We start from the raw sequence: 13,210 nt of genomic DNA on the forward strand, positions 1-13,210 counted from the left end.
AGAGTAAGGTGATTTTTTATTAAATAAACAATCCAGCGATTGTTGCAGATAAAATAGAAGAAAGTGTTGATGCAAATAGCATTTTCCAACCGAATTTTGATACGATGCTTCCTTGCTTTTCAGAAAGGGCACGGATTGTACCAACGATTGCACCAATTTGGCTAATACTTGCAAAGCTAATTAAGAATACAGTAACGATTCCAACTGTACGTGGATCTAATGTTGCAGCAGCGCCTTTTAAATCAAGGATTGCTACAAACTCGTTTAATACAATCTTCGTACCCATAATACCACCAGCTGGGATAATATCATGAGTTGGGATACCCATTAAGAATGCGAATGGAGCAAGTATATAACCGAAGATTTGTTGTAAAGTAACAGCATATCCCATTGCACCTGAAGCAGCGCTAATTACGTAGTTTACAACTTCCATAACACCAATGAAGGCAATCATTAACGCAGCAACGATACCAGCTACTTTTAAACCATCAAGCGCACCGTTAATCATAGCGCCGATAAAGCTGTCTCCGAATAGAGTTCTATCAAATTTTTGAATCACTTCATCTTCCTTTTTCGTATCAACTGGTGTTAATAACGAACAAACGATTAAGCTTGAGAATAAGTTTAGTGGAAGAGCTGCTAGTACATATTTCGCATCTAACATCATTACGTATGATGCTGTAACAGAAGCAGAAACTGAGCTCATCGCAGAACAACAAATGATAAACATACGGTTTTTATTAAAATGCTGTAAATCGTTTTTAATAACGATTAACGCTTCACTTGAACCGAAGAATACAGAGTTTACTGCGTGGAATGATTCAACGCGTGGTAAACCAGTAATTTTTGAAATTGCACCGCCAACAACGCGAACGATGAATGGTAAAACACCTAAATAACTAAAGATAGAAAGTAGTGCTGAGAAAAATACGATAATTAATAATACATTTAAGAAAAAGACAAAATCTCTTTGAATTCCATTAAAGAGAAAATCGACACCTGTCGTACCAAGTTTAATTAGTTTGTTGAAAACTTTACTAATGAAGATGATAATTTGTTGACCAATTTTTGTGCCAAACATAAACCAACCGATTAAAATTTGGAAACCAATCATAATAGCAATTGCACGGAAGTTGATTTTACTTCTATTGTTTGACAAAGCAAAGCATAAACCTAAAACGACAAGAATACCGATAATGCTCATTACATATTGCATGTAGTTGCCCCTTTCAGAAGTTCGTATAAAGTTTTTACATAAAACGCTCGTTATATTACTAAAAATAAAGTAATGGAAGTTTCATGTCATACGTAAGATGTCTGACCTTTTTGAAAAATAAAAAAAAGACCCCTATGGATTTACTTTCATCTATGAGAGAAAGCTAATCAATAGGAGTCTTTTTTATACATAGGCTAATATTCATTAGTTTTCCCCATAGTCCAGCAATTTAAGGTTGCCGGGTAGAAACTCTCGATCCATATTATCGACTATATATGAGGTAACATCGTCCGTATTAAATTAGTAGTAGCGTAACATTACTAGAGAACTATCGTCAATAGCTTTTTTTCTTCCAATAGAAAAAGACCATATAAGTATGATAAAATGTAACGCAGTGTTATGAAAAAGAGAGGTCGGAAAATGAGTATAAAAATGACGCCACCAGTTGAAAAAAACGAGTTTATAGATGTAGTGTTTGAAGATTTAACACATGATGGTGCCGGTGTTGCGAAAGTGAAGGGATATCCTATTTTCGTAAAAAACGGATTACCAGGTGAAGAAGCGCAAATTAAAATTATTAAAGTGAAGAAAAACTTCGCGTTCGGTCGTTTAATGAAGCTTCATCAAGAAAGTCCATATCGTAAAGATGCAGAATGCCCCGTGTACAACGAGTGCGGAGGTTGTCAACTTCAGCACTTAACATATGAAGGACAATTAAAAGCGAAAGAAAAACAAGTACGTGACGTTATGCAGCGCATCGGTGGATTAAGTGATGTTCCTGTTCATCCTGTACTTGGAATGAAAAACCCGTGGGTATACCGCAATAAAGCACAAGTGCCAATTGGAGAACGTGAAGGTGGACTTGTAGCTGGTTTCTATCGTCAAGGAACGCATGACATCATTAATATGGAATCATGCTTAATTCAGGCGGAAGAAAACGATACATTAATTCAAGAAGTAAAACGTATTTGTGAAAAGCACGGTATTTCGGCTTACAATGAAGAGCGTAACAAAGGAACACTTCGCCACGTAATGGCTCGCTACGGACAAGTAACAGGGGAAATTATGCTTGTCTTCATTACACGTACAGCTGAATTGCCAAATAAAGAAGCAATCATTGAAGAAATCGCAGCGAAATTCCCAGAAGTAAAATCAATCGTTCAAAACGTAAACACGAAACGTACAAACGTTATTTTCGGAGACAAAACGACAGTACTGTACGGATCAGAATATATTTATGACTTTATCGGTGACATTAAATTTGCGATTTCAGCACGTTCATTCTATCAAGTAAACCCAGAACAAACGAAAGTGCTATACGATAAAACGTTAGAATACGCAAAATTAAATGGTAACGAAACAGTAATTGATGCCTATTGCGGAATTGGATCAATCTCCTTATTCCTAGCACAAAAAGCGAAAAAAGTGTACGGCGTTGAAATCGTCCCAGAAGCAATCGAAGACGCAAACCGAAACGCAGCACTAAACAACATGACAAACGCTGAATTTGGCGTAGGAGAAGCAGAAGTAGTCATTCCAAAATGGTACAAAGAAGGCGTAATCGCCGACACAATGGTCGTAGACCCGCCGCGTAAAGGCTGTGACGCAGCACTACTAAACACAATCATCGACATGAAGCCAAAGCGCGTCGTATACGTATCATGTAACCCAGCAACATTAGCACGCGACTTAAAAGTACTAGAAGAAGGCGGATATAAAACGCAGGAAGTACAACCTGTTGATATGTTCCCGCATACTACGCATGTGGAGTGTGTGGCTTGGCTTAAGTTGGTATAATAGAAAAGCAGTTGATATAGAAAAAATCTATACCATCTGCTTTTTGGTTTATAAAAATACCATTCAGCAACGATTTTAGTTAAAATAAATATTACTGATTTTCACAAATTATAAATGCCCAAATGTACTTTTGCTATTTGGCTTTATATTTTTAAATTGAGAGTTTGAAATTGTATTCATATTGAGAGGATTTGAATTTGAAATGATAGATAATTTTTGGAATGATTTACCACGACCATTTTTCGTACTTGCACCCATGGAAGATGTGACAGATGTTGTTTTTCGTCACGTAGTAAGTGAAGCTGGTAGCCCAGATGTATTTTTCACAGAGTTTACAAACTCGGATAGCTATTGTCATCCAGAAGGTATGAAAAGTGTACGTGGCCGTTTAATTTTTACAGAAGATGAACAGCCGATAGTCGCACATATTTGGGGAGATACTCCTGAATATTTCCGCCAAATGAGTATTGGTATGGCAGAGCTAGGATTTAAAGGTATCGATATTAATATGGGCTGCCCTGTACCGAATGTAGCATCAAGAGGAAAAGGTAGTGGCCTTATTCTACGTCCAGACGTTGCGGCAGAACTTATTCAAGCAGCAAAAGCGGGCGGACTACCTGTCAGCGTAAAAACACGACTTGGCTTTAAAGAGTTAAGTGAGTGGGAAGATTGGTTAACGCACATTTTCAAACAAGATATTGCGAACCTTTCTATTCACTTACGTACAAGAGAAGAAATGAGCCAAGTAGATGCGCACTGGGAACTAATTCCGGAAATTAAAAAATTACGTGACCGTATCGCACCAAATACGCTAATAACAATCAATGGAGACATTCCTGACCGTCAAACTGGAATGGAACTTGCTGAAAAATACGGTATTGATGGCGTTATGATTGGACGAGGTATCTTTAAAAATCCATTTGCCTTTGAAAAAGAGCCAAGAGAACATAGCAGTCAAGAACACCTTGATCTTCTAAGACTGCAGCTTGATCTTCAAGATCAATATGCAGAAGTACTACCACGCTCAATCACAGGGCTTCATCGCTTTTTCAAAATTTATGTAAAGGGATTCCCTGGAGCTGCTGAATTAAGAAATCAATTGATGAACACGAAATCAACTGATGAAGTGCGTGCGTTGCTTGATAAGTTTGAGGCTAGTGTTGATAAGGATGGAGATAGTGAAACAGTGTAACTTTTGAAAGTTAGAGGGGATAGGGTGTAGCGATTTTATGAGTGTTTGTTTCATTTTAATTAAGGTGAACCATATCATAAGTAAGTGAGATATTCTATGTAAAACAAGGGTAAGAAAAGAATACAGGAGAAAATTGAAAATGACAGGTTGGTCTTGATTTTCACTGATATTATCATGTTTATTTTATTATGCCTATAACTTGGAGGCTATGTGAATGTTAAGTGATCAGACGAGATATTCTAGGCTCGCGAATATAACAAAAATAATAAATACAAAATTAGAACTACGTGAAGTATTGCAGCGTGTAACAATGGCGATATCAGAGGAGATTGTTAGGTGCAACGCTGTTGGAATTTATTTACCCCAGGAAGATGGAACATTTAGAGGGTTTGCAGGGAAACCAGAGACCATAAATGGCGTAACGCTCGATACTCAGGTAATTGATCCTGAAATAGACTTATTGGCAAAAGAAGTTATTGAAACAAAAAAAACCATCTATATCCCTGATACCTCAAAGGATCCTCGGCCGGATCCAAGACCAGTTGATGCGTTCAAAATTAAGTCCTTATTAGCCTTGCCTATCTCATTTGGACAAGAGTTATTTGGTCTGGTTTTTTTATTTGATTATGGAGTTCCAATGAACTTAACAGATTCAGAGATTCAAAGTGTTGAAGCTTATGTAAATATGGCTGCGGTCGCAATTCAAAACGCAAATAATTTAACACAAAAGGAAAACCTTATTGCCGAGAAGCAGCTGTTACTAGATGTTACCCGTGATTTATCAATGTGTTCCTCGATACAGGAGAGTTTTGATAAATGTTTTTTTTACTTAGGACAGATTTTAGAGAGTAAAAACATGGCTGCCCACCTTTTAGACCCGCTAGACAAAACAACGATTAAAACAACGAAGTTAAGCAAGGACTGTGATTGGACAGAAGTGGATTGGATGGAGAAAAGCTATGAAGCCAAGATCCAAGAGGTTATTCAAACAAAAAATATAGATAGTAAGGGTCTACTGATGATTCCATTGGTTTCAATGGGAGAAGTATTAGGGGTAATCGTAGTGGGCAAAGAGGGAAAAGCTCACAATTATGATAATTCCCAAATTCAACTGGCAAAATCTATCGTTGATGCCACAGCTCCTACGTTTTCAAACTTGTTATATATGGATCAACTTGAAAGCATGGTGGAAGAGCGAACGAGAGAACTAGCTGCTGCTAATGAAAAAGTTACAAGTGTGATTGAAATTATTACGGATGGATTCTTTACTTTGAATAATAAATGGGAATTCACGTACGTAAATAAGCATCAATATTTTCCACAAAGAAAAACAGCAAAAGATGTATTAGGTAAGAATATATGGGAGGTCTTCCCGAGTAGCGTCGACGCAGTTATGTATAAGGAATTTCATCGTGCAATGTCAGAGCGAATTACAGTTCATTTTGAATTTTTTTCTATCTCTGATGAATATTGGCACGAAGTTATTGCATACCCGTATGATGATGGTATTTGTTGTATTTTTAAAAACATAACGGAAAAAAAGCAATATGAGCAGGAATTGAAAAGGTTATCCAACATAGATTTAATAGGGCAAATGGCAGCAGGTATCAGCCATGAGATTAGAAATCCAATGACAACAGTAAGAGGATTTTTGCAGTTATTAAAAGAAGAGCACACCTATGAGAAACATAATAAGTACTTTAAATTAATGATTGAAGAACTTGACCGTGCCAATTCTATTATTACTGAATTTCTCTCAATGGGTAATACAAAGAAATCGGATTTGCAGATGTTAGATTTAAATTCAATTATCCACGATATTATTCCTTTAATAAAGATTGATACGTATAATCAAAATAAATATATTCAAGTCGATACAAATGACATTCCAGAATTACTTTTAAATCGTAATGAGATACGGCAATTATTAATAAACCTATACCGTAATGGCTTAGAAGCGATGAGCACAGGAAAAATTCTAACCATTAGCACCTACAAGGAATGTCAAAATTGTGTGGTGCTTGCAGTGCGGGATCAAGGAAAAGGTATCAGGCCTGAAGTATTAGAGAAACTGGGTACTCCATTTTACACGACCAAAGATAATGGAACTGGATTGGGATTAGGCGTATGTTATGCTATTGCTACCCGGCATAATGCGAAAATAGAAATTCAAACAGGCTCGGAAGGCACTACCTTTTTTGTTAAATTTAATTATGAAAATAATGAACAATAACCTCATTTAGATTAGTTACGGTGAACCGTACCACAAATAAAAAGGAAAACCTAAGTAAACACAATCAATATATTTCACCTGAATTTTGCGTAACATTCATGTTTGAGTTGCCCACTAAATTAGAGTTGCATAAAAAGAAATGGACTAACCTATATCAGGTTAGTCCATTTTTAAGTGTGTTAATTAATAGTAAATCCCCATACGTAATTTTGCGCGATTATCCCACCCTTTTTTGCTGTTTTAAAATCATCCCCAAAAGCATTAATCCACCTAAGACTACAAAACCTACCTCTAAAATGTTAAAGTAGTAACTTAACGATATTAATTTATACATGCTAAAAGCATTACTATAATCAACATTTCAGGAGGAAATACAATGGCAATGAGCAACAACGATATATTAAAAAGAGTAAGATACGCTTTAGATATAAGAGATATAGATATGGTAGAAATCTTTGAACTTGGCGGGGTGGAAGTAACGAAAGAGGACGTACTTGATATGCTTACAAAAGTAAAGAGAAGTCCACAACATGAAGCGGAAGATGATGATGTAATCGAAGATGAGTACGTATTAACATGCAACATGATGATGCTAGAGGCATTTTTAAATGGATTTATTACTTTAAAAAGAGGGAAGCAAGATCCGAAACCAGGGCAACCGGCACCTGTACAGAGCAAGGAGAGTGCCAATAACCTTCTTTTAAAGAAAATGAAAATAGCACTATCTTTAACGAGTGAAGATGTGCTTGATATATTAGATAGCGTAGGCGTCATCGTAACAAAAGGAGAGTTAGGCGCTTTATTAAGAAAGAAAGGCCATAAGCATTACAAAGAGTGCGGCGATAGATACGCAAGGAATTTCATTAAGGGATTAGGTGTAAAGTACAGAGGATAATAAGTTCGGTGAAACAGTAAATGATATAATAGATAGAGTAGGGCGTTTGTGTCCTATTCTTTTTTATTTGTAAAATAATATACTAGGTGATGAAATGGTACATACATATTTAGGTGAGACAATTAATTTTCATATAACTTATAAGAAGAAAAAGACGGCGCGTCTTTTTGTAGATTCGTATGGGAATGTGGAAGTGCAGGCTCCGAAAGGGACACCTGTTGAATACTTAGTCCAATTGTTAGAGGAGAAATGGGATTGGATTCAGGCAACACGTAAGGAAATGCAGGAGCGAGCGCTTGGACCACAGGAAAAGGGTTATGATCAAGGAGAGGGCTTTCTGTATTTAGGGAATACGTATCCGATACAGATTTCTCAAGATGCAAGTATTACGCAAGACAATGCAGTTTTTGAAGGGGATAAGCTACACATTTATGTGAATGAGCTTAAGGATGAGAAAATACAACAAGCGTTAAAACGTTTTTACTATAAACAGTGCAAGGCATTAGTAGAAAAGAGTATTAAAGCACATCAAAGCAACTTTAAAACAAAGCCTCGTTCTATTCGTATTACAGATAGTAGTCGTACGTGGGGAACTTGTGATTCAAATCTACAACTAACATTCAATTGGAAGCTAGCGATGGCACCACAGCAAGTAATTGACTATGTAGTTGTTCATGAAATGTGTCATATGGTTCATTTAAATCATGATCGATCTTTTTGGCGTCTTGTTGGGAAGATAATGCCTGATTATAAGGAAATGGAAAACTGGCTAGCGTTATCGAGTTGGAAGATGACGGTTTAGTAGTGCGATTTATATAGGTTGCGATTATTGTCAATACTTGTCGGTAAGTCGATATATTTCAAAAATCGCTGATAAATTTGGAGTTGCGGTCAATATATTCAAAAAATCGCTCATATAATCTCATTTACCAGGTAATTATTGAATGAGGAGAAAGTAAAAGGAGATGTCACAGTGGACATCTCCTTTTACGGGTGTAGGAATTATCGTCCAAACTTCACAACGAAATTCCCATCTATTTTCTCCATCTCATATCCGCGATATCCCTCCGAAAGTAACGCTTGCTTTTCACTAACATCACTCATCGGAATATCTTTAACATCCGTCCAATCTCTTTCTGTATCCTTACGCAATTCCTTCACAAAAACATACCGCATACTACCGCCATACTTCTCCTTCAGCGCAGCAATTTCCATTCCTTGCGCGAACTTATCTTTTAAACTAGGAATGTTGAAAGGTGCAACGGTGCAGCAAACGTAATCGTATTTGCTGTCTTCTTTTTGTAATTCATCCATGATGACTGTGGCTAATATTTTTTGCATGCCATTTCCTCGGCAGTTTGGATGAACGTTTGAGATTTCTTGATAGATGACGCGGTGTAGCTGACTTTCTGGTAGACCAATATCAAGCCCTAAATGTTCATCGTCGATAGGAGGGACTAGTAGGGCACGAAATGCGATGAGCTCGTTTTGTATAAACGCACCGATCATCATGCCGTTTCCTTCTAGAATGTATTGAAATTCTTCTAGCGAGAGTGGTTGTAAACGACCTTTATCTTCTAGCGCTTCAACTATAACGTTTTGTAATGATAAAATTTGTTCCATATGTTCTAAAGATAGTAATGTAATGTGAAATGAATCGTTGTTTTGTTTTAATTTTCCTTCGTAAAGAATCGTCATGCGTTAGTCCTCCTTTAGCGTACAACGTCTTGAAAGACGGTTAGTTCTTGTAATATATTTTCGTTTATTTCAATGCCAAGTCCCGGCTTTTCGTTTAAGCGAATAAATGGTACGTCGTAATGTAAGTTTCCGATGTCTTTCGTGAATTTTAATGGTCCTGTTAGCTCGACGCTAGTAATGATTTTTTTTGAGAAAGCGACATGGAATCCTGCGGAAGAGGCAACAGATGATTCGACCATGGATCCAACTTGGCATTCAATGCCTGCCATTTCAGCTTGATGAGCGAGTTTTACAGCTGGATATATGCCGCCGCATTTCATTAGTTTTATATTCACTTTATCAGCTGCGTCTAATTTAATAATTTGGCGCATTTCACGAGAGCCTTTTAGTCCTTCATCAATCATAAGCGGAAGATCTGTTTTCGAACGAATATGAGCCATTGCGTCAATATCATCCGCTACAACAGGTTGTTCAATCCAGTCGATGTTTAAATGACCTAATGAACGAAGTGCTGTTAATGTGTTTGCACTATTTTTCCACCCTTGGTTTACATCAACGCGAATCGCGATATCATTTCCTACACGTTCACGTACAGCTTCAATTCGTTTTACATCTTCTTTTACATTCGTGCCGACTTTCATTTTGAAAGATTGGTAACCTTTTTGAATCATAGAGGCAGCTTCTTCAGCCATGTCTTCTGGATCTGCAATACTTAAGACGTGAGTGACAGGAAACTCTTCATGATAGCGTCCGCCAATTAATTGATATACAGGTTGATTTAATTTTTTGCCCATTATATCAAAACAAGCGATATCAATCGCAGCTTTCGCTGTAGGAACACTGTAAATCGTATTGTCCATCATATCGTGTATTTTTTCGATATTCATTGGATTTTTCCCAATTAGAGCAGGAGCTAGTGTATGTTTTAAAACATGGAAAGTACTTTCCCATGATTCACCTGTAACGTGATCATCAGCAACGCCTTCACCGTAACCGATAATGCCTTCATCTGTTTCCATTTTGACGATAATAGAAGGCATATCAGAATAAGAACCATAACTAATAACAAACGGATTGCGAAGTGGTAAACGAATTGCGTAAAGATGAATAGCTGTAATTTTCATTGAATAAAGACCCCTTCCTGTTTACAATGGTTTTGTACATTTGATATAGTTGACGTTAAATAGTCGTTAATTAATGATAAGGAGTTAGAGAAAATGATGATAAAAATTGCAGTTGTCGGTTCAAAAGAGTTTATGGAGAATCTTTTACCTATTGCTCATAAACTAGAAGAAATAGAGATTGATCCATATATTTACCTTCATCCGGCAGAATCTTCTGAACTATTAAAGCGTTTAAAACCTTGTGATGCTATCTTTTTCTCAGGTGCCCTACCTTATTATATGGCAAAAGAAATAAGAGAACAATTACCAATTCCAAGTGTATATTTGCAGCAAGACGAGACAACTGTCGCATCTTCACTCCTTTCTATAATATACCATCAAAGTATTCAACCTCATAAAATTTCAATTGATTTAGTAGATCGTTCGTTTATTACAAATGTGTTCCATGACATCGGTCTGAAAGAAACGCCCCAAGTGATGGATTATGAAAATATGTTATGGAGTAATGATGAAATTAAGAGAATCATTGATTTTCATTTAGCTAAATATCAATCTGGAGAGGTTGATTTAGCTTTAACTAGTATTCACGCTGTCTACGATGAACTTCAAAAAATAGGGATTCCTTCAGAGCGTATGATAGATCCAACGCAATCAATTATACATGGGTTAAAAGATGCAAAAATAAAAGCTGAGTTAGCAAAAAGCCATTCAGCTACTGTTGGTGCTTGTATTATATCCTTTATAGAGTTACAAGAAAGCTCGCTTGAAAAATTAAATGTAATTTCAAAAGAATTACGTGGTTCATTTAAACAAGTTGATGAAATGACTTTTATTTTGTATACAACTCGTGGTGATATTGAATTGAGTATAAAAACAAATACGATAGATCGTTTATTTATGAATATAGAAGGCGCAGTATCTATTGGATTTGGTTACGGAAAAACAGTAAATGAAGCGGAACAAAATGCAAAAATCGCTCGAGGTTTCGCAAAGAATAATCCGATAGAAAGCTGCTTTTATATACTAACAAGTGATAAAGAATTATTTGGTCCGTTCCCGAAAGAACAGAGAGTACAAAGTTTAAAAAACGATAATCCTGAATTAATGAAAATAGCGAAGGAAACGAAGCTTAGTCCTGCAAACTTGTCAAAAATTATTCAGTTTAGTCAATCGCATCCATCATTGAAATTTACAGCGGCGGATCTTTCTGAGTACTTACAAGTGACTCGGCGATCGACGGAAAGGCTGTTAAAGAAATTAGTTGATTACAGATATGCCAATATTTGCGGCGAGGAAATGCCCTATCAACAAGGGCGCCCTCGTGCAATATATGAGCTAAATTTACCGTTGTATTCGTTTCAAAAGTTTTAAGCTTCTAGTTGTGCTTTTTGTTTTTTCAGTAGGTCTGCTTTTTCAATATCAGATAGCTTCGTAATTGTGAAGCCAGTTATACCATAAATGATTGAGATAATAGGTACGATGAAATTCAATATAGCATAAGGAGCATATTCGAATGCACCGACTCCAAGTGTTGCGAGTATAAATACACCACATGTATTCCAAGGTACGAAAACAGAAGTTAATGTTCCACCATCTTCTAATGCTCTGGATAAATTTTTAGAATGTAGTCCTTTTTCTGTGTACGCATTTGCATACATTCTTGAAGGAACAACAATCGAAATATATTGTTCAGAGCAAGTAAGATTCGTTGCAAAGCAAGATGCGATGGTAGAAGCGATAAGTCCTTTTGATGATGTCGCTAATTTTAAAATTTGATTTACAATTGAGCGAAGAATGCCAGTATGTTCTAGTACTCCGCCGAAAGTCATAGCGACAATTGTCATAGAAACTGTATTCATCATAGAGCTTAAGCCACCACGGTTAAATAGTTCATCTACTAGCTTGTTTCCAGTGTCTATGACAAATCCACTTTGGAGTGCACCGACAGCTGATGAGACAGAGCCGCCTTGAATAAAGACTTGTGATAAGAATCCTAAAATAACACCTACGAGAATAGCTGGTATAGCAGGGACTTTTTTAGCGACCAATACCATAACGACTACGGGTATAATTAATAGGAAAGGCGAAATAACAAAGTTTTGTTGCAATACTTGTAACGTTTGATCGATGCTTTTTGCATCGATATTGTTATCGCCGAAGCTTCTTCCTAAGAAAGCATAGACGATAAGAGTAATAATTAAACCTGGAATTGTAGTAAATAACATATGACGAATATGTGTGAATAAATCTGTATTTGTTAATCCCGCTGCTAAGTTTGTCGTGTCTGAAAGCGGTGACATTTTATCGCCAAAATAAGAACCGGAAATTATAGCGCCAGCAACCATTGGAGCTGGGATTCCCATACTTAGGCCAATTCCCATTCCAGCAACACCGATTGTTCCCATTGTAGACCAAGAGCTACCGATTGCTAATGCAACGATAGAACAAATAATTGTAATTGAAACTAAAAATAGTGATGGAGTTAAAAGTTTTAAGCCGTAATAAATCATAGTAGCGACGATTCCGCCGCCAATCCAAGCACCGATCGTTAAACCTACAAGAATAATGATAACGATAGCGGGTAATGCAAGGCGAATTCCTTTATACATCGATTCTTCAATGTCATTCCATTTGTAACCGTATCGCCAAGCGACGATCGAAGCAACGGTTGTACCAATAATAAGTGGGACGTGAGGGCTTTGTTCTAATACAACAATTGTAACCATCATAACTGCAACTGTAATGATAATAGGGATTATTGCTATGCCAAAAGGTATTTCTCTTTTCATAAACTGCCTCCTCATTATGTATGTTTGTATTTTTAGAATTGTCGAAAAATAGACATTATTAAGTTATAATAACTAAAAATAGATGTAAGCGTCAATATAAAAACAGAAAATATCGAATCTTCTATTTGTATGGATATCTTTATAAGATGAGTTGAAATCGGGTATTAGCGGTATTGAAAAATAAACAATTGACTTTTTTCTTAAAATTCAATATGTTCATAAAAACATCTGTTTTTCATAAGTATAATTAATCTGAATGGTTTGTA

The 13,210-nt window shown here is 36.4% G+C and carries 10 protein-coding genes and 1 riboswitch; of the genes, 6 read left to right on the forward strand and 4 right to left on the reverse strand.

Going from position 1 to position 13,210, the window contains the following annotated elements; all coding sequences use genetic code 11:
• Positions 1-19 precede the first annotated feature (19 nt).
• Positions 20-1,216, reverse strand: coding sequence for a NupC/NupG family nucleoside CNT transporter (locus JFT95_RS00220; protein ID WP_201051072.1), 1,197 nt, complete (start codon positions 1,214-1,216; stop codon positions 20-22).
• Between the two features lie 197 nt (positions 1,217-1,413).
• Positions 1,414-1,515, reverse strand: a riboswitch (purine riboswitch).
• A 121-nt stretch (positions 1,516-1,636) separates the two neighbouring features.
• On the opposite strand from JFT95_RS00220, the gene rlmD reads away from it, so the two are divergent.
• The 5 genes from rlmD to JFT95_RS00245 all read left to right on the forward strand — a co-directional run bounded on the left by rlmD (position 1,637) and on the right by JFT95_RS00245 (position 8,135).
• Positions 1,637-3,013, forward strand: a complete 1,377-nt coding sequence (rlmD, locus tag JFT95_RS00225; RefSeq protein WP_201051074.1) for a 23S rRNA (uracil(1939)-C(5))-methyltransferase RlmD — start codon at positions 1,637-1,639, stop codon at positions 3,011-3,013.
• 202 nt (positions 3,014-3,215) lie between these two features.
• On the forward strand, positions 3,216-4,205 hold the full coding sequence (locus tag JFT95_RS00230; RefSeq protein ID WP_063217660.1) for a tRNA dihydrouridine synthase: 990 nt from the start codon (positions 3,216-3,218) through the stop codon (positions 4,203-4,205).
• A 214-nt stretch (positions 4,206-4,419) separates the two neighbouring features.
• Positions 4,420-6,438, forward strand: coding sequence for a GAF domain-containing sensor histidine kinase (locus JFT95_RS00235; protein WP_078185482.1), 2,019 nt, complete (start codon positions 4,420-4,422; stop codon positions 6,436-6,438).
• Positions 6,439-6,814: 376 nt separating this feature from the next.
• Complete coding sequence (locus JFT95_RS00240) at positions 6,815-7,333, forward strand: YehS family protein (protein ID WP_201051076.1); 519 nt, start codon at positions 6,815-6,817, stop codon at positions 7,331-7,333.
• Positions 7,334-7,427: 94 nt separating this feature from the next.
• Positions 7,428-8,135: a M48 family metallopeptidase gene (locus JFT95_RS00245; protein ID WP_201051078.1), complete on the forward strand. Its 708-nt coding sequence runs from the start codon at positions 7,428-7,430 to the stop codon at positions 8,133-8,135.
• Between the two features lie 200 nt (positions 8,136-8,335).
• On the opposite strand, the gene JFT95_RS00250 is transcribed toward JFT95_RS00245, so the two are convergent.
• Positions 8,336-9,031, reverse strand: coding sequence for a GNAT family N-acetyltransferase (locus JFT95_RS00250; protein ID WP_201051080.1), 696 nt, complete (start codon positions 9,029-9,031; stop codon positions 8,336-8,338).
• A gap of 14 nt (positions 9,032-9,045) precedes the next feature.
• A complete protein-coding gene (locus JFT95_RS00255) occupies positions 9,046-10,155 on the reverse strand; it encodes a mandelate racemase/muconate lactonizing enzyme family protein (protein ID WP_063217664.1) in 1,110 nt (369 codons plus the stop codon).
• Between the two features lie 93 nt (positions 10,156-10,248).
• Here JFT95_RS00255 and JFT95_RS00260 point away from each other — a divergent pair, with 93 nt between their 5' ends.
• Positions 10,249-11,526, forward strand: coding sequence for a hypothetical protein (locus JFT95_RS00260; protein ID WP_063217665.1), 1,278 nt, complete (start codon positions 10,249-10,251; stop codon positions 11,524-11,526).
• Here JFT95_RS00260 and nhaC read toward each other — a convergent pair.
• Positions 11,523-12,944 carry a Na+/H+ antiporter NhaC gene (gene nhaC, locus JFT95_RS00265; protein ID WP_002010164.1) on the reverse strand — a complete coding sequence of 474 codons (1,422 nt, stop codon included), beginning with the start codon at positions 12,942-12,944 and terminating at the stop codon, positions 11,523-11,525. The two genes, JFT95_RS00260 and nhaC, sit on opposite strands and share 4 nt — an antisense overlap.
• Positions 12,945-13,210 lie beyond the last annotated feature (266 nt).

The sequence above is a fragment of the Bacillus sp. TH17 genome (genome assembly GCF_016651125.1).
Classification (GTDB): domain Bacteria; phylum Bacillota; class Bacilli; order Bacillales; family Bacillaceae_G; genus Bacillus_A; species Bacillus_A mycoides.